The sequence below is a fragment of the Nibrella viscosa genome, assembly GCF_039541875.1.
In the GTDB taxonomy this organism is placed as follows: domain Bacteria; phylum Bacteroidota; class Bacteroidia; order Cytophagales; family Spirosomataceae; genus Nibrella; species Nibrella viscosa.
Map to the genome: position 1 here is coordinate 17,609 of NZ_BAABHB010000016.1, position 21,967 is coordinate 39,575.

The 21,967-nt window shown below is 54.8% G+C and carries 18 protein-coding genes; 9 read left to right on the plus strand and 9 right to left on the minus strand.

The window, feature by feature from the left end; genetic code table 11:
* Positions 1 to 26 precede the first annotated feature (26 nt).
* Complete coding sequence (locus tag ABD931_RS25535) at positions 27 to 2,945, plus strand: M16 family metallopeptidase (protein WP_345270864.1); 2,919 nt, start codon at positions 27 to 29, stop codon at positions 2,943 to 2,945.
* A gap of 186 nt (positions 2,946 to 3,131) precedes the next feature.
* Complete coding sequence (locus ABD931_RS25540; protein WP_345270865.1) at positions 3,132 to 4,838, plus strand: IlvD/Edd family dehydratase; 1,707 nt, start codon at positions 3,132 to 3,134, stop codon at positions 4,836 to 4,838.
* A 63-nt stretch (positions 4,839 to 4,901) separates the two neighbouring features.
* Here ABD931_RS25540 and ABD931_RS25545 read toward each other — a convergent pair whose 3' ends face one another.
* A complete protein-coding gene (locus ABD931_RS25545; RefSeq protein WP_345245011.1) occupies positions 4,902 to 5,093 on the minus strand; it encodes a cold-shock protein in 192 nt (63 codons plus the stop codon).
* Between the two features lie 199 nt (positions 5,094 to 5,292).
* Positions 5,293 to 5,892, minus strand: a complete 600-nt coding sequence (locus tag ABD931_RS25550; protein WP_345270866.1) for a nitroreductase family protein — start codon at positions 5,890 to 5,892, stop codon at positions 5,293 to 5,295.
* 181 nt (positions 5,893 to 6,073) lie between these two features.
* Between ABD931_RS25550 and ABD931_RS25555 the strand changes: the two genes are divergently transcribed.
* From ABD931_RS25555 to ABD931_RS25575, 5 genes are all read left to right on the plus strand, one after another.
* The gene (locus tag ABD931_RS25555) at positions 6,074 to 6,850 is read left to right on the plus strand and encodes an SDR family NAD(P)-dependent oxidoreductase (RefSeq protein ID WP_345270867.1); all 777 of its coding nucleotides are present in this window, start codon (positions 6,074 to 6,076) and stop codon (positions 6,848 to 6,850) included.
* Positions 6,851 to 6,941: 91 nt separating this feature from the next.
* Positions 6,942 to 7,415, plus strand: a complete 474-nt coding sequence (locus ABD931_RS25560; protein ID WP_345270868.1) for a Dps family protein — start codon at positions 6,942 to 6,944, stop codon at positions 7,413 to 7,415.
* A 197-nt stretch (positions 7,416 to 7,612) separates the two neighbouring features.
* Positions 7,613 to 7,930, plus strand: a complete 318-nt coding sequence (locus ABD931_RS25565) for a hypothetical protein (RefSeq protein ID WP_345270869.1) — start codon at positions 7,613 to 7,615, stop codon at positions 7,928 to 7,930.
* A 49-nt stretch (positions 7,931 to 7,979) separates the two neighbouring features.
* Positions 7,980 to 8,585, plus strand: a complete 606-nt coding sequence (locus tag ABD931_RS25570) for a porin family protein (protein ID WP_345270870.1) — start codon at positions 7,980 to 7,982, stop codon at positions 8,583 to 8,585.
* A gap of 157 nt (positions 8,586 to 8,742) precedes the next feature.
* Positions 8,743 to 10,638, plus strand: coding sequence for a glycoside hydrolase family 2 protein (locus ABD931_RS25575; protein WP_345270871.1), 1,896 nt, complete (start codon positions 8,743 to 8,745; stop codon positions 10,636 to 10,638).
* 88 nt (positions 10,639 to 10,726) lie between these two features.
* Here ABD931_RS25575 and ABD931_RS25580 read toward each other — a convergent pair whose 3' ends face one another.
* A complete protein-coding gene (locus ABD931_RS25580) occupies positions 10,727 to 11,647 on the minus strand; it encodes an EamA family transporter (protein WP_345270872.1) in 921 nt (306 codons plus the stop codon).
* 152 nt (positions 11,648 to 11,799) lie between these two features.
* On the minus strand, positions 11,800 to 13,206 hold the full coding sequence (locus tag ABD931_RS25585) for a leucine-rich repeat domain-containing protein (protein ID WP_345270873.1): 1,407 nt from the start codon (positions 13,204 to 13,206) through the stop codon (positions 11,800 to 11,802).
* Positions 13,207 to 13,425: 219 nt separating this feature from the next.
* On the opposite strand from ABD931_RS25585, the gene ABD931_RS25590 reads away from it, so the two are divergent.
* On the plus strand, positions 13,426 to 14,184 hold the full coding sequence (locus ABD931_RS25590) for a mechanosensitive ion channel family protein (RefSeq protein WP_345270874.1): 759 nt from the start codon (positions 13,426 to 13,428) through the stop codon (positions 14,182 to 14,184).
* 73 nt (positions 14,185 to 14,257) lie between these two features.
* Here ABD931_RS25590 and ABD931_RS25595 read toward each other — a convergent pair whose 3' ends face one another.
* The 3 genes from ABD931_RS25595 to ABD931_RS25605 all read right to left on the minus strand — a co-directional run bounded on the left by ABD931_RS25595 (position 14,258) and on the right by ABD931_RS25605 (position 18,896).
* Entirely contained in the window at positions 14,258 to 17,056 is a 2,799-nt protein-coding gene (locus ABD931_RS25595; RefSeq protein ID WP_345270875.1) for a M16 family metallopeptidase, read from the minus strand.
* 198 nt (positions 17,057 to 17,254) lie between these two features.
* Positions 17,255 to 17,491, minus strand: coding sequence for a CsbD family protein (locus ABD931_RS25600; RefSeq protein ID WP_345270876.1), 237 nt, complete (start codon positions 17,489 to 17,491; stop codon positions 17,255 to 17,257).
* Between the two features lie 265 nt (positions 17,492 to 17,756).
* Entirely contained in the window at positions 17,757 to 18,896 is a 1,140-nt protein-coding gene (locus ABD931_RS25605) for a flavin-containing monooxygenase (RefSeq protein ID WP_345270877.1), read from the minus strand.
* Positions 18,897 to 19,037: 141 nt separating this feature from the next.
* Between ABD931_RS25605 and ABD931_RS25610 the strand changes: the two genes are divergently transcribed.
* Entirely contained in the window at positions 19,038 to 19,586 is a 549-nt protein-coding gene (locus ABD931_RS25610; RefSeq protein ID WP_345270878.1) for a GAF domain-containing protein, read from the plus strand.
* 390 nt (positions 19,587 to 19,976) lie between these two features.
* Here the strand turns inward: ABD931_RS25610 and ABD931_RS25615 are convergent, their stop codons facing one another.
* The gene (locus ABD931_RS25615; RefSeq protein ID WP_345270879.1) at positions 19,977 to 20,930 is read right to left on the minus strand and encodes an NAD(P)-dependent alcohol dehydrogenase; all 954 of its coding nucleotides are present in this window, start codon (positions 20,928 to 20,930) and stop codon (positions 19,977 to 19,979) included.
* Between the two features lie 84 nt (positions 20,931 to 21,014).
* On the minus strand, positions 21,015 to 21,956 hold the full coding sequence (locus tag ABD931_RS25620; RefSeq protein ID WP_345270880.1) for a sugar phosphate isomerase/epimerase family protein: 942 nt from the start codon (positions 21,954 to 21,956) through the stop codon (positions 21,015 to 21,017).
* Positions 21,957 to 21,967 lie beyond the last annotated feature (11 nt).

The following is a 21,967-nucleotide window of genomic DNA, read 5'->3' on the forward strand; positions in this document are numbered from 1 at the left end:
AGCCCTATAAACTTAGTCATTCTTTCATGAAAAAAAATGTCTTACCAGTAATTGGGTTACTCTGCCTGTTTACCTCCTCAACGGCTTTTTCGCAGGCCAGACTGGTAGAAAAAGTAACCCGTAAAGGCAACGAGATTGTCATCCCCTACGAGAAGTACGTGCTGCCCAACGGCTTAACTCTCGTGGTTCACGAAGATCATTCCGACCCCATTGTGCACGTGGATGTTACCTACCATGTCGGCTCGGCTCGTGAGGAGATTGGCAAGTCGGGGTTTGCGCACTTTTTTGAGCACATGATGTTTCAGGGCTCCGACCACGTGGCCGACGAAGAACACTTCAAAATCGTGACGGAGTCGGGTGGTACCCTCAACGGCTCGACCAACCGCGACCGTACCAATTACTACGAAACGCTGCCCAGCAACCAGTTGGAGCGGGCGCTCTGGCTGGAGGCCGACCGCATGGGGTTCCTGCTGGATGCCGTTACCCAGAAGAAATTTGAAATTCAGCGGGCAACCGTTAAAAACGAGCGCGGTCAGAATTACGACAACCGACCGTATGGTCTGGCGGGTGAAGTGTCGGCCAAAAACCTGTATCCCTACGGCCATCCGTATTCCTGGCTCACCATTGGCTATATCGAAGACCTGAACCGGGTGGATGTGAATGACCTGAAAAACTTCTTCCTGCGGTGGTACGGCCCCAACAATGCCGTGGTCACGGTAGGGGGTGATGTGGATACGAAACAGGTAGTTAAGCTGGTCGAAAAGTACTATGGCGCTATTCCGAAAGGACCGGCGGTAACCAAAACGGTGGTCCCGGCCGCCGTGCTGCAAAACGATCGCTATGTATCGTACGAAGACAACATTCGTTTCCCGATGGTGCGGATGACCTTCCCGACGGTGCCAACCTATCATCCCGATGAAGCTGCTCTGGATGTACTCGCCGAAATTCTGGGTGGCGGCAAAAATTCGCTGCTGTACAAAAACATGGTTAAGAACCAGAAAGCTATTCAGGCCAATGCCAGTCATCCTACTTTTGAGTTGGCCGGCGAGTTTACCTTTACCGCGCTGGCCTACCCGGGTGTTCGTCCGGATACGCTGGAAGCGATCATGCGCCGGACCATTGCTGAATTTGATGCCCGTGGGGTGGTGGATGATGATCTGGCCAGAGCCAAAGCCGGACGCGAGGCCGATATTATTCAGGGTCTGTCGAGCGTTTCCGGTAAAGTGTCGCAGTTGGCGCAGTACCAGACCTTTACGGGTAATCCGAACTACCTGCCGAAGGAACTGAAGCGTTACCAGGACATAACCAAAGCCGATGTGATGCGGGTGTATAATCAGTACATCAAAGGTAAAAAAGCTGTTTTGCTGAGCGTGTACCCCAAAGGGAAGCCGGAACTGGTAGCCGCTGCCGACAACTACAAGGTTGATTCGACCCAGTATAAGGCCCCCGACTACGGTTACAAAGGCCTGACCTATACTAAAGCCAGGGACTCGTTCGACCGCAGTAAGAAACCGGCATCCGGCCCTAATCCCGTCGTAAATGTGCCGCCGTACTGGACCGATAAAGCCGGGAACGGTATCAGGGTTATCGGTACCAAAAACGACGAAATACCGACCGTAACCATGCGTTTTGCCATCAAAGGCGGTCACCTGCTGTCGGCCAACGACCCATCGAAAGCCGGGGTGGCGCAACTAACCGCCAGCCTGCTCAACGAAGGTACCGAGAAATATTCGGCGGAAGAGATCAGTAACCAGCTTGAGAAACTGGGAAGCAGCATCTCGTTCAATGCCGGTACGGAAGAAATCACGGTGTTTGTTCAGTCCCTGACCAAGAACCTGGACGCAACCCTGGCCCTGCTGGAAGAAAAACTGCTACATCCGAAGTTTGCCGACGAAGACTTCAACCGGCTAAAGAAGCAGCAACTGGAAGCAATCGCCAACCAGAGTACGCAGCCGGTAGCTATTGCCAACAATGTGTATAACAAGCTGCTGTACGGCGATAACAGTATCCGGGCGGTGCCGGTGATCGGTACGGCCGAAACAGTGCAGCGCATTAGCCTGGACGATGTAAAAGCGTTCTACCGCAACTACCTCTCTCCGTCGGTAACCAATCTGGTGATCGTGGGTGATGTGGAGCAGTCGGCGGTGATGCCCAAGCTGGCGTTCCTCTCCAAATGGGCGGCAAAGAACGTAACCATCCCGACGGCGGCTCCGGCGCAGGCCGGCGATAAGACCCGTATTTTCCTGGTCGATAAAGAAAAGGCGGCCCAGTCGGAAATCCGCATCGGTTACCTGACCAATATGCCGTACGATGCTACGGGTGACTATTACCGGGCCTATCTGATGAACTACATTCTGGGTGGGGCGTTTAACAGCCGCATTAACCTGAACCTGCGCGAAGACAAAGGCTGGACCTACGGTGCCCGCTCGGGTTTCTCCAGCACCCACACGCCTGGTCCGTTTACGGCGCAGGCGGGCGTAAAAGCCACGGCCACAGACAGTTCTGTGGTTGAGTTTGTGAAGGAGATTGCCAACTACGGCAAAACCGGTATTACCGAAGCTGAACTGGCGTTCCTGAAGAGTTCGGTTGGTCAGCAGGATGCCCTGCGGTACGAAACGGCGTTCCAGAAGGCGGCTTTCCTGAACAACATCATCGAGTATAACCTGCCGCGTGATTTTGTGGAAAAGCGGATGGCGATCCTGAACAAGATGACCAAAGCAGAGGCCGACGCCCTGGCCAAAAAGCTGCTGCCCGTTGATAAAATGATCATTACCGTGGTCGGCGACAAAGCGCTGGTAAAACCTGGCCTGAGCCGGCTGGGCTACGAGGTAATCGAACTGGACAAAAACGGCAACGCGATAACTACAGCCGAAGTAGTGAACGACGGCAGCACCAGCCCCCCGGCTTCGGTAGGAGGTGCCCCCGCCAGCCAGAAGAAGAATTAAACTGGTGCATAAACAGCAAAAGCCGCCTTCGGGTGGCTTTTGCTGTTTATGCACCTCTGCTCGTCCGCCGGTCCGCCGGACGAGCAGGGCTAAGGCGGGTTAGTAAAATTGACGCCATTCCCGCTTTTCCCGAAAAGGTTTTAACTTCAAACCTCAAACGTCAAACGATTAACCTCAAACCCACAAATGGATTTGCGTTCCCAGGAATGGTTCGGCCGCACCGGAAAAGACGGCTTTATTTATCGGGCCTGGATGAAAAATCAGGGCTTACCCCACCACCTTTTCGAGAAAAAGCCCGTTATCGGCATTTGCAATACCTGGTCGGAGCTGACGCCCTGCAACGCGCACTTCCGCGATTTGGCCGAGGCCGTAAAGCGGGGTGTCTGGGAGGCCGGTGGCTTTCCGCTCGAATTTCCAGTGATGTCGCTGGGCGAATGCCAGATTAAACCCACGGCCATGCTGTTCCGCAACCTGGCCAGTATGGATGTGGAGGAGTCCATCCGGGGCAACTCCATCGACGGCGTGATCCTGATGTGTGGCTGCGACAAAACTACGCCCTCGCTGATGATGGGGGCCTGTAGCGTGAATATACCGACGCTGGTGGTATCGGGTGGCCCCATGCTGGCGGGGCGGTTTCAGGGCCGGAAAATTGGCACGAGCGATCTGTGGCGGTTTGCCGAGGATTTTAAGACCGGCAAAATGTCGCAGGCGGAATTTGTGGCGGCTGAGGCTTGCATGGCCCGTTCCATCGGTCACTGTGCGCCGATGGGCACGGCCTCTACGATGGCCGCGATGGTCGAATCGCTGGGGTTGGCTCTGCCCGACAATGCCACCATTCCGGCGGCTGACTCCCGGCGGAAAGTGCTGGCCCACATGGCGGGCATCCGGGCGGTAGAGTTGGTAAGAGAGAATGTGCGGCCCTCGGATATTCTGACGCGGCAGGCGTTTGAGAATGCCATCATGGTAAACGCGGCCCTGGGAGGTTCTACCAATTTCATCATCCACCTGATGGCAATTGCCGGCCGGATCGGCGTGGAACTGAGCCTGGATGACTTCGACCGACTGTCGGCGAAGATTCCGCTGCTGGCCAATGTGCAGCCATCAGGGGAACACTTTGTGGAAGACCTATTCTATGCGGGTGGTTTGCCGGCGGTAATCAGGGAGTTGAAGGACTTCCTGCACAACGATGCCATGACCATCAACGGCCGGCCCATCGGCGACAATTGCGTTGAAGCCCAGTGTTTCGACCGTAACGTGATTGCTACCGTGGAGGAGCCGTTCAAACCTGAATCCGGTATTGCCGTGCTGCGGGGGAACCTGTGCAAAAATGGAGCGGTACTTAAACCCTCGGCTGCCACACCCGAACTGATGAAGCATACCGGCCGGGCCGTAGTGTTTGAGAATATAGACGACTACAAAGCCCGTATCGACGATCCGGAACTGGACGTTGATCCATCCTGCGTGCTGGTGCTGAAAAACGTAGGACCGAAAGGCTATCCTGGTATGCCGGAGGTGGGTAATATGCAGTTACCGGCCAAAGTTCTGGCTCAGGGCGTACACGATATGGTCCGGATCTCCGACGGCCGCATGAGTGGCACCGGCTACGGTACGGTGGTGCTGCACGTTTCGCCCGAATCGGCCATCGGCGGAAACCTCGCCCTGGTGCAGAACGGCGATATGATTACCCTCGATGTAGAGCAGCGGCTGCTGCACCTGCACGTCTCCGACGAAGAACTGGCTCAGCGGCTGGTGAAGTGGCAGTTGCCGGAACTCGGTTACGACCGGGGTTATGTCAACATGTTTATCCGCCATGTCACCCAGGCGCACGAGGGAGCCGATTTCGACTTTCTGCGGGGTGCTTCCGGGCCGGTAGTGAAACGGGATTCGCACTAAACGAAAAATGCCCGCCGAAACCGGCGGGCATTTTTTGTCTTGCAGTATTATTATATCTCTCGATTAAATAAGTTCTACATTGATGGCGTTGAGGCCTTTGCGACCTTCTTCAACCTCAAACTTAACTTTGTCGTTCTGACGAACCTCGTCGATTAAACCAGATACGTGAACGAAAATGTCTTTGTCCGAATCGGATGGTGTGATGAATCCAAACCCCTTGAGGTCATTGAAAAACTTAACTGTTCCTGTTTGCATTACTTGTATTTTCTAGAATTTCTATAAAGTTACGGCATTTTATTCATGCATCCTAATTTTGGCTGAAATTAGTTTTTTCAGGGGCTCCTTTGTGGCCCCCTGCTTTAGCGGGACGCTATGAAGAGGAGAACTGGACGGTGGGTAGGCGTTTCATCGGTTTGAGTATGGGTAAACCGTTGAAACGATTGATACGTCCCGATTACAGCCTCAGATCGTGCTTATGCACAAACTCCGACAACTCTTTCCGGTGCCGGGGAGCGTGTTCGCGTGATTTGAACGGCTCGGCCAGTTCTTCCGGATTACCCAGGTACCCCAGGGCAATGAATGATACTGGTTCGATATGCTCCGGCAGGTCGAAGGTCTCAATGGTCTTCTGCCGGTCGAAACCGCCCATGATATGGCCGTAGATGGCCAGTTCGGCAGCCTGTAGCATCAGGTTGGCCGTGGCCGCGCCGGTATCGTGCAGGTAATATTTGTTTGGGGTGCCGTTGGCCGTGTAGTTCTTGTGCGCCAGCGTCAGCACCAGTACGGCCGCGTGCTGCGCCCAGGCCTTGTTGCCGGGCAGCAGGGCATCGGCAAACTTCTGAAAGGCTTCGTCGCCCCGGTGCGCGTAGACAAACAGCCAGGGTTGCTCATTCATGGCGCTCGATGCCCAGGAGGCTGCTTCAAATAAGGTATTCAGTTCGTCCTGCGGAATGGCTTGGCTGGAGAATGCGCGGGGACTCCAGCGGTTCCGGATAAAGGCGGCAACCGGGTACTGCGTGTGCGCTTCTTTTATAGGGGTAACGTCGGTTAGCATAGCTCCGTTTATTTAAGATGTTTATACAATTAGTGTATATACACTATACTAACTTATTTCCCCCTGATTTGGTTCGTTTTCGTTTTTTCATCGTTTTCCGACGGGCCCAGCATTTGGAATAGCAAAAGTTTGGCCGCAACTTGGGTGTCTATCCAAATATATTGACGTCTGTTCCTGAACAATGCCCCAATCTGATTCTTTTCTACATGAGGTTGCCCTGGTTACCGGTGCCGGTCAGGGTATCGGCTTTGCCATTGCCCGCGAACTGGCCCGCCAGGGTGCTGCTGTCCTGGTTAACGATCTCGACGAAACACTGGCCAAACAGGCAGCCGAAACCATCCGGCAGGCCGGTGGCTTCTGCCTGGCTTACCCCGGTGATGCCTCCGACGTTGTCTTTATTGCCGATATGGTGCAGGTAGCCGTGGCTACCTTCGGCAAACTCACCCTCGTGGTGGCCAATGCCGGGATCACCATCTTCGGCGACTTTTTTGATTACAATCCGGCAGATTTTGAGCGGGTAGTAGACCTGAACCTGCGCGGCAGCTTTTTTCTGACCCAGGCGGCTGCCCGGCAGATGCGCAGCCAGGGCGGAGGGGGCAGTATTCTGCTGATGTCGTCGGTGGTGGGTCACCAGGCGCATCCGGGTTTGGCGGCTTACAGCATGACCAAGGCTGCGCTGGAGATGCTGGCCAAAAACCTGGTGCTGGATCTCTCTCCACACGGCATTTCCATTAATGCCGTGGCACCGGGCGCTACCCAGACCGAACGGACCACCGACGATCCGACGTACATTCCTGTCTGGTCGCGCATCACGCCCATGGGCCGTCCCGCCACGGTAGATGATATTGCCAATGCCGCCCTGTTTCTGCTGGCTCCCCGGTCGCGGCATATTACGGGTCAGAGCCTGGTTGTGGATGGCGGCTGGACGGCCGTGAGCCCCCCGCCCGTGGCGGAGTAGCGTCAGCAATTATGACGCCGGTCAATCAGAAAGATTAATTTGCGAGTTATAGCGGTAAGTGCCACTTTTGATCAGTTTATCAACGAAAACTATGGTGACCAATCAACTCGGACTGGAACAGCAGTCGACCCAGGAAATTGCCTCCCGGCTGAATAAGCTCCTGGCCAGCTACCAGGTATTTTACATCAACGCCCGTGGCTTTCACTGGAACATCAAGGGCGAAAAGTTCTTTGAGCTGCACGCCAAGTTTGAAGAACTCTACAACGACCTTCAGTTGAAAAACGATGAACTGGCCGAGCGGATTCTAACGCTGGGTGCGGTGCCGTTCCACTCGTACTCCGACTATCTCACTCACAGCAGCGTACCGGAGGCTCAAAACATTAGCGACGGTAAAACGGCCATTGAAAAGATCAGGGATGCGTTTTCGATCCTGTTGCCCCTCCAGCGGGCGATCCTGCAACTGGCCGGCGAGGCTAACGACGAAGGTACCAACGCTTTGATGAGTGATTACATCCGGCAGCAGGAAAAAATGGTCTGGATGTACAACGCCTACCTGAATGCCTGAATAAGCCGCTTGCCGATGTATTCAGCGTGATTACCTGAACAAAAAGCTGCCCGGGTTTATACCGGAGCAGCTTTTTTATGTTGCCTGTAGCGTGCCGTAAAACAGGATGTCAAACAATTGGATTATGCTATATGTTAATAGGTCTGTAATGCCTGACCGTATGGCAGGTAAAAGTTACAAACAACTCTCAACGTAAAATGAAAAAGGTGATTTTAGCGGCTTTTTGTGCCGCATTCGTGTTGGCTCAGACGGCCAACGCGCAAGCTGTTCAGGAGGCTAAAGAAGCCAAGAAAGAAATGAAGGCCGCAAAGAAGCTGGACAAAGCCGAAAAGAAGGTGATGAATGCTAAAACTGATCGGGGCATCAGTTTAACCGATGACAAGACAAAGCTGGCCAAAGCCGAAAAGAAAGTAGAAAAGGCCCGTAAGAAGGCGATGAAGAGCGATGCCAAGGATATGAAAGCCCGGGCAAAGGCAAAAACCAAGAAAGCTGATAAGGTAGTAACCCAGGAGTAATAAAGACTGCAGTTAATACAGCTTTTTAGTAAACACAAATACTGACGTTATGAAAAAGGTAAATTTAATTGGGATAGCTCTGAGTGTGTTGCTGGCGGGGCAGGGAATGGCGCAGAATGTTCACCTGGGCCTGAAGGCGGGTGTGAACGCATTTAATACCGTAGACGCCAGTCGGAATACGGGCATGAAGATAGGTCAAATGGATTACCGGACAGGTTTTCACGCAGGGGGATTAGCGCATATTCATCTCTCACGTCGGTGGGCCGTGCAGCCGGAGGTAGTTTTCTCGGGCCAGGGTGGTCGCCAGACGGTATCGGGAGTTGAGAGCCGGTGGAATCTGAACTATCTCACTGTGCCGCTGCTGGCTCAATATATGTTCGGCGATGGCTTCCGGATCCAGGGTGGTCCGCAGGTCGGTTTTCTGACCAGCGCCAAACTGAACCGGGAAGGGGTAATTACCAACGTAACCCCTAATTATAACCCGGTTGATGCCGGGCTGACGGCAGGGGTGAGCTATGTGGGAGCCACGGGGTTCGGGGTCGATGCCCGCTGGGTGTTTGGCCTGACCAATATCTACAAGAATAATACCAACACCTATAGCCGGAATAACGGGGCGCAGCTAGGTGTTTTTTACCTGTTGGGGTATCATCGCTAAGCCGTTTCTTTTTGCTGATTACGAAAGCCGGAATTTTTCCGGCTTTTTTTCTGCCGGCCGGTCCGGCCGTAGCCTACGTTTCTGAAACCGGCTATACAGCCCGAGAGTTTACAGCCTAGTAAACCGGGCGACACCATCGCCGATCCAACAAAACCCTATGAATCCGGAACACCTGAATTATGGCTTTGCCGCCAGCCGAGAGGAAGATACGCCCGTCGACGAACAGGAATATGTCAACCCCTTACCCCGTGCGGTACTCCGCCCAAACAACTTCATGCTGCTGGATGGCGAATGGCGGTTTGCCATCGACCACGACGACCGGGGTATGACCGAAAACTGGTATTTAGGCCACCAGTACCAGCATATGGCCCACTGGCCCGGCTCCGTTGAAGAGCATATGGCGAAGGCAAAAGAAGAGCATCAGACCACGTTCTGGCGCGATAAGGTTGTGGTCTGGTACGAGCGGGATTTTCCGAAACCCGAACGCACGGAGTCGGCGGAGCGGGCCATGTTTCAGATTACCTTCGGGGCCTGCGGCTACGAAACCCGCGTCTGGCTGAACGGCCATCCGCTCACGACCATCGAGGGCGATGAAGCCCATTACGGCGAATACACCTCATTTTCGTACGAACTGCCGGAGGAGTGCCTGAAGCCGCAAAACCGGTTGACCGTGCGTATTGCCGATACGATGGATGCCGATATTCCGCGCGGCAAGCAGGAGTCGCACGTGTATAAGCGTGGGGGCATCTGGTACCAGACCTTTACCGGCGCGGTACGCAGTGTGTGGCTGGAAACGGTAGAACGAAACCGGTTGCGCTCACGGGTGGGGGTGGTGAGCGTGGTAGAAGATCAACTCGTCCGCTTTAACCTGACCACCCGTATCCATGACCCCGGCGATTATACGCTCCGGCTCATGGTTTTTGAGCGCGGGCAGAAAGCAAAAGAGCCGCTGGCTACCTCTGATTTTCCGCTGAAGCTGGAAGTAGGCCAAAAGCAGCAGCGGGTGGTTATGGAAGTGCCGGGGGCAAAACTCTGGTCGCCCGAGTCACCCAATCTGTACCGGCTGGTGGCTCAACTGATCGACGGTGATGGCTATCCGGCGCAGATTGAATCGACATTTGGGCTGCGTAAAATAGAGGCCCGTGGGCGTTATGTGTACCTGAACAATATCCCTGTTTATCTCGACGGAATTCTGTATCAGCCAGGCACAGGTACGTATGAAGAGATGCGCCGGCATATGCACGGTATGAAAGAACTGGGCTGTAACCTGGTGCGGGTGCATATTGCAGGGGTCGATCCGCGCATCTATAACCTGGCCGACGAAATGGGGATGTTGCTTTGGATAGAAGTGCCCAGTCCACACAGTTCCAATCAACTGAGCCGGGATAATCACCGCGCCGAACTGCTGCGGATGCTGAGCCTGATCGAAACGCATCCGTCGGTGGTAATCTGGAGCTTATACAACGAGGACTGGGGCGCGCAGGATATTGCCATCAATCCCGAGACGCGGAAGTACATCATCGAGATGTACCATTTTATGCAAATCCATCACCCGCAGTTTCTGGTGGTCGATAACGACGGCTGGCACCATATCTCGTGCGAAGGCCGACTGAAATCGGACCTGCTGACAGCTCATCTGTACACGCCGGACCTGGAGCGCTGGCGCGACCTGCTCGATCGGTTGGTGGCGGGGCAGATGGAGGGCGTAGCGGCTAATCCGCTGGTGGTGGGTGACCCGTTCTTCTACCGGCGGCAGGTGCCGCTGATTGTGAGCGAGTGGGGTGGCTTCGGCTTTGCCGATTACGGTGGCCCGGCAGAATCGGCGGAGCGGGCGGAACGTATCCGGCAGTTTAAGCAGGAGCTGCGCAGGCGGGATATTGCCGGTGATGTATACACGCAGGCAACCAACATCGAAGACGAACGCAACGGCCTCATCGACCCGCACACGGGCGAACTGTCGGTACCGGCGGGTCTGCTGCACTCTAAACCGCTGATGCCTCAGCCCTCACCCCTATCCGTGTCGTCACTCACCGCCCAGGACCGGCGGCAGTAGGGTTTGAGTGAAGTTTGAAGTTTAATGTTTGAGGTTTGAAGTTGACACTGGCGAAGCAAACTCAAACTTCAAACTTTAAACATCAAACTTACTTCCGCCCCAGCGTAATCAGCACGACCCCGGAGATGATAATAGCCGCGCCGATCAGCGACTGGCCGGTAATGCTTTCGCCCGCAAACAGGGACCCCAGCAGCAGGGCGACCACGGGGTTGACGTAGGCGTAGGTGGCTACCAATTGCGGGGGGGCATTGCGGGCCAGCCAGGCGTAGGACGAAAAGCCGATGATGGAGCCGAAGATCACCAGGTACAGCATGGAACCGAGCGCTTTGGGCGGAGCCTGAACAATGGAGAACAGCGTAACGGGCTCGGTCAGCATACTTACGGTGAACAGACCCAGGCCACCCACCAGCATCTGCATGCCGCTGGAGATCACCTGCCCCGGCAGCGACAGCCGCCCGGACAGCAGGGTGCCCACCGCCCAGGCCAGGTTCCCGATGGTGATCAGCCCGGCACCGACCAGGTTGTCGTGCATTCCGCCCGCGCTTTGCAGCTTGTCTGGTTTAATCAGGAAATAAACACCGACCAGCCCCAGCAACAGCCCGCCAATGGCCAGATTAGACGGCCGGACCTTATTGAACGAAATCCAGTTGAGTGACAGCAGAAAGATAGGCAGCATACCGGCCAGTAGGGCGGCAACACCCGTAGGAATGTATTGCAGGGCAATGGTCAGACAGCCGTTGGCAATGCCCAGCAGCAGCATACCAATGGTACCGGCAGCCATCCATTGTTTCCGGGTCGGCATGGGTGAGCCCGTCATCCGACCATAGGCGTACAGGATACTCCCAGCCCCCAGAAAGCGCATAGACGCCATGTACAGGGGCGGCATCCGCTCAGTCATGAAATGGATAAACAGGTAGGTAGAGCCCCAGAGAATGTACACCGATGTGAGCGCCAGGATCAGCGTAAGGCGGTGGTTGGGAGCAGAAACAGACGTAGAAACAGATTGCATGGCCAGCGTATTGACAATACTAAGTCAACACTCAAAATTGGTATTTTTCTCCGGCTGCTGCTAATTTTTTTCGGGAAATTATGCGTTGAATATGAATTTTCCAAGGCAATTTGGCAGTTCTCTCAGGATGGGTTATTAAACGGCATCGGCAACTAATAAAATACCTCTGTCTGGTTAGTTTTTAGCTGGTCGATCAGCAGTGTATAGGGCGCTTCTGAAGCCGCTTTCCGGGTAACGGGGTTTTGCCGGAGGTAGAGTTTTTTCAACTGCCGCAGGTTGACCAGCGAGCCGGGTAAATCGTGCAGGTTATTGCTGCTCAGGTCCAGTTCTTCCAGCGACGGCAGCCTGGATAGCACAGGCGGCACGGTGCTGAACCAGTTGTAGCCCACATCAACAATACGCAGGGCCTTGAGTTGGTTCAGCCGGGCGGGCAGGTCGCTAAGCTGGTTGTGATGGGCGTACAGCATCTGAAGCCGGCGCAGTTTCCGCACCGATTGGGGCAATGTCTTGAGCTGGTTGTGCGAAATGGCCAACTGCTCCAGCCGGCGCAGCCGTCCGATGGATGGCGGGAGTTCCGTCAGCTTATTGTAGTACAGGTCCAAGACTTTCAGCCGCCGGAACCGCCGGATCTGGGGCGGTATCGAGCTTAGGCCAACGTTATAGAGGTTCAGGTCGGTAAGCCGGCGCAGGGAGCGGATGCGGCTAATATCCAGGGTTGTCAGCTTGTTATTGCCCAGCCAAAGACTTTCCAGTTTCCGGTTCTGCCGCACCGACACCGGAATGTCAGTAAATTTATTGCCCTGAATATTCAGCGCCAGCAGGTGACGGTTTTTCACAAACGAGAGGCTATCGGCGTGAAGGCCGTTGAACATCACGCTCAGGCGTTTCAAGTGGGGAATGTCGCGGGTGAGCCGTCCCGGTATCCGGTTGAGGCTGTTTCTCGACAGGTCGAGCTCTTCCAGATTCGGGAACCGGTACACTTCGTCGGGAATACTGGTAAGTTCGAGCTGGTTCAGCAAAAGCGCTTTAACGGTATCGGGCCGGGTGGTGGCTTTGGCGGCTTCGAGGGTGTTAATGATGCCGGGGCCTTTACGTGTGGTGCGCGGAGGGGTTACAATCCCAATGGTTTGCATGCCTGTCTGCCGGAATCCGGTTGTGGTTTTTACCGGATGGGGGTGCCGCTCGTACCACTCTCGCATTAGTTCCAGAAGCTGCGTTTCCTGCTCAGGGGTTAAAGCGGCCTGGTAAAATCGACAGAAAACCCAGTCGTAGGATCCATCGGGTCTGATAAACTCATCGGCCTGCAACAATACGCCTTTTACGGGTATTTGCTTCTGGTTCTGCCGGAGAAACTGATCCCATTGGCCCTGATATTTCCTTAAGGAGTCGAAATCTTCCTTACGCTGCCTGATACCTGTCACCGAGGGGTAGCGACCGGCTAACTGCTTGGGTGATACCTGCACAGTGGCCGTATCGCGCAGCAGCACAACCCGGCTTTGTGCGTACGCATTCAGGACAAGACCGCACAGCAAAAGTAGACTAACGGAGAGGGGTTTCATCTGTAACGAAATGTTTAGTTGAATAACGAAGCCGACAGTTATAAATGTATGTATTAGCCGCCTGTTAGTTGAAATTCCCGTCACCAAACGCTTTCTTCAACCGTCCCTCAAATGATGGACCATTCAGGAGGATGCGGCAACATTTTGAGGATAAGTATGTTGCGGATGTAGAAGGCATTTTTTTAGAACAAGAACCTTACCATAACCATTTGCTGCTGTATGGAACCGTTTGATGATATTGAAAATACCGGGATTACGTTTTCCCGGCAATTTGTCGGCTTTTTCCCGCGCCTGATCGGGGCGCTGCTGTTGCTGCTGATCGGCTGGCTTATTGCCCGCGCCGTGCGCTGGGGCGTAGAGAAACTACTGAAAACGATCCGGTTCGACAACCTTACGGCCAAAGTCGGTATCGATACTTTCCTGCAAAAAGGGGGTATTCAGCATTCGTCCAGCTATTTGTTTGCGACGATGATCTACTGGATACTGATGCTGATCGTCTTTGAAGCCTTCTTCAACAGCCTGGGCCTGGAAGTCATCTCGGGCCTGCTGAACGACATTATCCTGTACGTGCCGAATATCATTGTGGCCACCGTTATCCTGATCATTGGCATGTACCTGGCCGATTTTGTGCGTGGCCTGGTAGTGGCGGCCCTGCGCAACGCCAATATCGCCCAGGCCGGCCTGATTGGGCTGGCCGTGCGGGTGCTCATGATTTTCCTGGTATTTGCCATTGCGCTTTCGCAGCTGCGCATTGCCCAGGACATCATTACGGCGGTGGTCACGCTGGTGCTGGGTGCGTTTTGCCTGGCACTGGCTATTGCTTTCGGTTTCGGTGCCCGCGACTGGGCCGCCGACATCGTCAACCGCTACGTGCGTAACCCGCCCACTGACTCCACAGTGGGTACTCCGCCAACAACGCGCATCGGTACCTCGTATCCCAATCCTAAGCCGGAGCAGGATTCGCCGGAACGGGGGTGACGCGGATTTACACGGAAAAATTTTTTATATTAATTCTGTGTAAATCCGCGTCATCCGCGGTCTTTTCAATCCATTAGTTTTTCTTCCCGTCGCCTACTGTGGCGGCCGGTTGTTTCTCGGCCAGCTTTTTGGCGGCCTTCTCGAAATCGCCGGCTTTGACAATGGTCAGCTTGCCGTAGTCGATGTATTTCTTCGCGGCTGCGTTGACCTGCTCGGGCGTGAGGGCCGAAATTTTCTTGTCAAAATCGGCATCGTAGGCAAAGGTCCGGCCTGGTTTGGTCAGGTACTGAGCCCATTTGCCGGCCAGCGAACCATCTTCCGAGCGTGTTACCTGACGACTCTGCAATACGGCCGATTTGGCCGCTTTCAGTTCGGCGTCGGATACTCCATCGGTGACCAGTTTTACAAGTTCCTCCTGGTAAGCTTTTTCAAGTCGCTCGGAGTTTTCCGGGTTATAAATGGCGTATGAACCAAAGTTGGCCACGTTGTCATTGTCATCGGCGTACATGTAGGAGCCTACCCCATAACTGACCCCTTCTTTCTGACGGATACGGGTAGCCAACCGGGAATTCAGGAAGCCACCGCCCAAAATGAAATTTGCCATGTACAGCGCCGGATATTCCGGATCATCATCCCGCATGGGAAACTTCATACCCGTCACAAACATGGCATTGGCCTTGTCGTTGGTTTGAATGGTTTCTGTTTTGGTGGTAGTTGATGTAAGCTGGAGCGGCACCCGAACAAAGGGCCTGGCTGCTTTCCAGGTGCCCAGTGCGTTTTTCACGGTTTTCCGGACGATAGGTTCGTCAAAATCACCGACTACCGAAACCACCCCATGCTGGGCACCGTAAAAGTCTTTGTAAAACTGTTTGATGTCGTCGAGCCTGAGGGCTTTTAGTTCGTCAATTTCCTCATCGAACGTTCGGACATACCAGACATGACCTTTCGGGTACGGATTCAGTAAGCGTTCGGCGGTATTGAACGCCAGGGCGTCCGGTTCCTGTTTCTGGGCTTCAATCTGCGCTAATCGTTCCTGCTTTAACTTCTCAAACTCACTTTCCGGAAAGGAGGGATTACGCAGATAATCCATAATGATAGTGAGCGCGGCCGGCAGATTTTCCTTTGAGGTTTCTATTTGTATGTTGACCTCCTGGCCGCCACCGTACACATAGGCGCGGGTTTTTAGCTTATCCAACTCGTCCTTTATTTGTTGGTAGGTCCGGGTCCGGGTGCCCCGCTCCAGCATAGATGCCGTCAGGCTACCGGCCAGGGTGCGGTTCATGAGGCTTTTTTCGTCGCCGTAGCGCAACCGGATCTGGGCGTTTACCGATCCGCCCCGTGTGCTCTTGGGCAGCAGGGCAAAGCGTAATCCGTTGCTTTCCTGACCGAGCTTCGTCCGGGCATCAATGTTAGCCGGTGATACGTCGAAGGCTTCTCCGGCGGCAACAGCCTTATCGCCTTTATAGTCTTTAACCAACGCCTGCACATCAGGGGTGGCCGGCACCTCCGTCCGGTCGGGGTTCTGCTCAGGTATAAACACACCAACCGTCCGGTTCGAGGGCTTGAAGTACGTAGCGGCTACGCGCTGCACGTCAGATGCGGTGACGTTACGAAGCCGGTCGCGATACAGAAAAACCAGTCGCCAGTCGCCGGCACCCATCCACTCGCTCAACTGAAGCCCGATGCGGTCCGTGTTTTTAAAGAGCAGATCAATGTCCGACAGGAGTTTCGTTTTAGCCCGTTCTACCTCCTCTTCGGTGGGGGCTTTGCGGGCGAGTTCATCGAAGGTGTTCACCATAGCCAGGCGGGCCGAGTCTACCGACTGCTCCTTGCGTACTTCCGCAAAGAAGTAAGCAAACGCCGGGTCGTGCAGCGAGGGTGACCAGCCCCATTGGTAGGCCGCCTTTTTGCTTTCGACGAGCGCTTTGTAAAGTCGTCCGGAGGGTTCATTTGTCAAGACATCCAGTACCACGTCCAGCACGGCATAATCCGGATGGGCGGCTGCGGGGGTGTGGTAGGCAACGCCGACGCCCTGGGTATCGCCCACGCGCCGGAGAGAAACGAACCGCTCTCCATCCTGAACGGGTTCTACCGTATGAGTAGGCTGTAGCACACGGGTCGGTCGGGCAATAGGGCTAAAATACTGATTGATCAAAGACAGCGTTTGGGCCTCATCGAATTTACCAGCCACGAGCAGAATGGCATTGTCGGGCTGGTAATATTTTCGGTAAAACGCCTGAAGGTTTTCGATAGGTACCCGTTCAATGTCCTCTTTGGAGCCGATCGTTGCTTTTCCGTAATTATGCCACAGATAAGCGGTGGATAGAATTCGGTTCATCAGGACGTACTGGGGGGAGTTTTCGCCCATTTCAAACTCGTTTCGGACAACCGTAAACTCGGTCTCCAGGTCTTTTTTTGCAATAAATGAATTGATCATGCGGTCCGATTCCAGATCGAGCGCCCACTTCAGGTTGTCTTCGGTAGCCGAAAAGGTCTCAAAATAATTGGTACGGTCGTACCAGGTTGTCCCGTTGGGCCGGCAGCCGTGTTCGGTTAGTTCCTGCGGAATGTTTGGGTGCCTGGTAGAGCCTTTAAAGACCAGGTGTTCCAGCAGATGCGCCATTCCGGTTTCACCCAGCCCTTCATGCCGGGAGCCGACCAGATAGGTCATATTGACGGTAATGGTTGGTTTGGAGGGGTCCGGAAAGAGCAGCACCCGCAGACCGTTTTTGAGCTGGTATTCGGTAATGCCTTCCACCGAGGTGACTTTGGTGATGCCCTCGGGCAGCTTTTGGGCCGGCAACGTTGAGATGCTGAACAACCACAGGGCTACAATCAGTAGCCGACGGGTAATCTGTAAGCCTGTAGACATAGAGAAAGGGGGTTAGTTAGAGGGCCTGAATCAGCTTTGTCAGTATATTCCGTAGTTACTAAAAGGTGGGACAGAAGTCAAGAACTTCTGGTGTGAGCGGTTAAAAAACGCAGTAGAAGGGGAGAGCGGGCAAAGAAGAAGGCCGGAGCAGTTGCCCCGGCCTTCTGTATACATGTGCCTGACACGTAACGTACACCGTTACTCGTCCCGGTAGTTCATCATATCGTGCAGTTCCTGCTTGGTCTTACCGGTTTTCTGCTGCAAACGGCCATACATTTCGTCTTTCTTGCCGTCGGCGTAGTCGAAATCATCGTCGGTCAGGTCGGCCCAGGCCTGCTTCATTTTGCCTTTAAACTCGTTCCAGCCGCCTTTTACCCGATCCTTGGCGCCATCGGCAGCCAGATTGTCATTGTCCAAATCTCTGTCTCTGTTCATAACGTTTTGTGTTTTTTAAGTTCACCATTCTATAACTATCGAAGGATGGAATTGTTGTAATTTTATATGGGAGTAATTTGAATGCCTGCCTGATCGGGTATGCAGAGATTGTACAGCTGATAGGGAGCGCGTAAAAAAGCCGAAGCATGAGCCCCGGCCTTCTTACATCACAACCTCAGAAAATATCAGGTCAGGAGAGTCTCTGTGCAGAGTACGGTCTTATGACGTGACTATACATCTTATAACGGGTAAACCGCAAAAATGTTTACCCATCCATAGGTTGATGTTTCAGCAGGTGCTGCACCACCCGCTCGGAGTCCATTTGAATGCTCCGTAAAATGCCTGTGAGTGGCGTGGTGAAACCCAGGAAGCATAATCCGGTCAGCTCGCTGGTGTCGAACCACATATGCCGGGGGTATCCCTTTGGGTTCAGCACCTGATCGGCCAGTGGCCCCAGCAGCGCTGCCAGACCAGTACGGTAGCCGGTGGCCATGATAATGGCATCGAACGGAATGTCCCGGCCGTCGGTGAAGGTAACGGTTTTGGCGTTGACCTGCCGGATGCCGGGTACTACGCTGATGTTGCCTGCTTTGATCTGATCGAGTGTACCCAGATCGATTACCGGAATTTTACCTAATTTCCGGATCTGGTAGGAGGGCGGGTACGGCGGCTTCTGTAAACCGTAGGCCGACAGATCACCCACCGTCAGCCGCTGCGACAGGCCCGCCATCAAATCGTAAAACCAGTTGGGGAATTTGTTCAGGAAGATAGCCGTGGGCTGGGTGGGCCGCCCGAACATATCGCGTTTGACGATATTGACCGGGCCGCGCACCGAAATAAAAGGCTTTGCGCCGTATTCGTACAGGTCCAGGGCAATCTCGGCCCCGGTATTGCCCATACCCACCACCAGCACCTGCTCCCCGGCAAAGGGGGCCCCGTTGCGGTAGTCGCGGCTGTGCCAGATAATACCCCGGAAGGTCTGCTGCCCCGGCAGTTCGGGCTGGTAAGGTACGCGATTATAACCGGTGGCCACCACCACCTGCCGGGCCTCAAACCGATCGGTCTGGGTCTCGACCCGCCACTCGCCCTGCCTGCCCCGCCGTATGCCGGTTACCTGTTGATTAAAAAGCGGGGTAATGCCGAAGTGTTCGGTGTAGCGCTCCATATACTCTACCAGTTGCAGCCGGGATATGTAGCGGGGATAATGCGCCGGAAACGGCAGGTGAGGCAGGGCCGAGTACTCTTTGACCGTATGCAGATGCAGCCGGTCGTAATGCTGCCGCCAGGCATAGCCGATGTATGCACTGGCTTCCAGGAGAGTAAAGGGGACATGATGGTAGGCCAGTTGGCCGGCCATAGCCAGTCCGGCCGGCCCGGCCCCGATAATAAGGATTGGTTTGGTCATGGCTAAGGATCAAAGCGGCTATACGTATGGGTGTAAACGGAGTAATCCGGAAATTGTCATTTGTTTTAATGAGTGTTTAATCGTGAGAACCGGTTATCTACAGACATTTGTGTGTATCAACATGATTCACCAGGTTACATCATGAAAGCTGCATCTGTTCCCGACAATGAAGCCGCCCGTCTTAAGGCGTTGAACTCCTATTCAATTCTGGACTCAATGCCCGAGGAGGAGTACGATAGTATAACGCGGATTGCCACCGAAATCTGCCGGGCACCCATATCGCTCGTTAGTCTGATTGACGAGAACCGGCAGTGGTTTAAATCGCGGCAGCGGCTGAAAGTCACCGAAACGCCCCGCGACCAGTCGTTTTGCGCCCACGCCATTATTCAGCCCGACCAGATATTCATTGTCTCGGACGCCCGGCAGGACGAGCGGTTTGCCGACAATCCGCTGGTGACGGGCTACCCCAACGTGGTCTTTTACGCCGGGGTCCCCCTGGTCGATAACGACGGTTTTCCGCTGGGTTCCCTCTGCGTGATCGACAACCGCCCCCGCACCCTTACCGAAAACCAGCTACTGGCCCTGAAAGCCCTGGCCAGGCTGGTCACAACCAACTTTGAGCTCCGGCGCACCCGAAAGGCGCTGGAGGAGACCCGCAAAGCGCTGGCGGAAGCGCAGAAAAACGGGTAACCGTCTCGCTGAATCCTGCCTGCATCCGCTCAAACCTAAAGGTATTTGTCGGTTAAACAACGGTCGGTGGCGTCAATGGGGCATAACCTTTCCGGCAGACAGATGGTTGGTAGACTACTACCATTTTACCAACGTTATGAAATATACCTGGTTCGTTTTTTGTTTGCTGCTTTGGGAAAGTAGCTCCCCCGCGTTGCTGTCGATAAGGCACAGAACGTGGATTTTAGCCGCTACCGGACGGTTCTATTGAAGATGCCGTGGGTAACCCCGCCAATATCAATGAGCAACTGACCCGGCAGGTCGAACGAATCGTAGAGAAATTTCCGGATCGGAACAGTTAGCGCAAAAAAAGCCTGGTTGGGAAATGTAAGCCGATCAGGCTTTTTTCTCTTATTTTTCCTCGTCCGAATGATTAATGGCCACCACCAGTTTGCCCGTTGCGTGGCCGGCTTCACTGTGCTGGTGCGCTTTGGCTATTTCCGGCAGCAGATACACATGCTCGATCACCGGTTCCAGCCGACCGGCCGCTACCAGGGTCAGCAGCCAGTGCATATCGTCTTTGCTGAACTTCATGGCAATCGTATCGGTCTTCTGGTTGGTAAAGGTGGTGACCACATCCTGAAAAAGCTGCGCAGCCGAGGGTACCGTAGCAATGTAAATGCCGTCGTCGGTCAGCACCTTTTTGCACTCGCTGAAAGACCGCTTGCTCACCGTATCAAAAATGATTTTATAGCGGTCGGGGAGCTGCGTAAAATCCTCCTTCCGGTAATCGATAACGCGGCCGGCTCCTAACCGGCGCACCAGGTCGGTATGGCGGTCACTGCATACAGCCGTAACGCGGCCGCCCAGGATACACGCAATCTGCACCGCAAAGGTGCCCACTCCGCCCGCAGCGCCGTTGATCAGCACCTGATCGCCGGGTCGCAGATGGCCCAGGTCCCGTAGGGCCTGCAAGGCCGTGAGACCCGCAATAGGAATGGCAGCCGCCGGCACGTAATCAAGATCGTCGGGCAGTTTCACCACGTTCTTCTGATGGGCCAGCGCGTATTCGGCATAGCCGCCCCCGTCCAGGCCGAGTTCGGCCACTACCCGGTCGCCGGGCCGGAAGTCCGTCACCATCAGCCCGGTGGCCACTACTTCGCCGGCGCATTCGGCCCCCAGAATCCTGGGGAACTTTCCCGGCAGCCATTTAGAGAAACCTGCCCGCAGTTTCCAGTCGAGGGGATTGATGCTGGTGGCGTACACGCGGATGAGCACATCGTGGTGATCGGGTACCGGCTGGGGTACGTCCTGGAGCTGCAATACGCTGCTGTCGCCGTTCTGGTTGATTACAACTGCCTTCATAGATGAACGAGTGGGGGAACACGCTATTTTTGTCATAACAATTTTCCCGCCAAAACGTCTCCGAAAGCAGTTGCGCAGCACTGGTCAGATACCGTCGGTCAGGGCTTTCATTTTTGCCAGGGCGGTCTGGACCACCTGTTCGGCCGGCTGGGCGTAGTAGTTTTTGTTGAACACTTCCAGCGACAGCACAATGGGACGGTCCGGATTACGAATCGTTTGCAGAATGCGCCGGATCGGGGCAACACCGTCGCCCGGATACACGCGGTCGGCATCGGTAATGACCTCCGGCGACAGCGTAGCCGGGTAATCGTTCACGTGGAAGATCTCAATGCCCGGTTTGCCCACCAGCGGGAGGCTATCGAGACTTGATTTGCCTTTGTAGAGGTGGTACACATCGAGCAGGAGCCGGGCCGAGGGGTGACCGCTTTCAACGGCCACGTACATAACGTCGCTCAGCCGGTTCAGATTGGCCGAAAAGCCCCAGAGTTCCAGGTTGGGCACAACGCCGGTCTGATCGCCCAGCTCCAGAATGGCCCGGTAGCGTTCGGCGGCTTTCCGTAAGTCGAGACCGGGCGTTTGGGTGGCTCCCATGGGCGGAGAGGCCACGCGCCGGCAGTCGATCTGCGCCAGTTGGTCCATTTCGCGTTTCATCTGCTCCAGGCCTTTGGCGCGGGTGTTGTTATCGTCTACAATCCACTGCGCAAAGCCGATGGCCTGCTCGGCTTTCAGGCCCAGATCGCTGAGCCGCTTCCGGGCATCGGCCAGCGTACCCCCGCTGTTCAGAAAATCCTGGAGGGTATTGATCCAGATTTCGACGGAGCGGAACCCGGCCTTCGAGGCTACTTCGAGTTCTTTGACAAAGCCCAGTTTCTGCCCCCGGATGGTGCTCATGTTGAGGCAGGGAATAAACGCGGGGGGCGTTTTGGGTTTCGGCTGAGACCGGCTGACGCGGGGCAGCAGCGTGGCTCCGGCGGTGGCGGCTAAGGTTGTTAAAAGCTGACGGCGGTTCGGTAGGGAGTCGGACATTGGATTTTGGA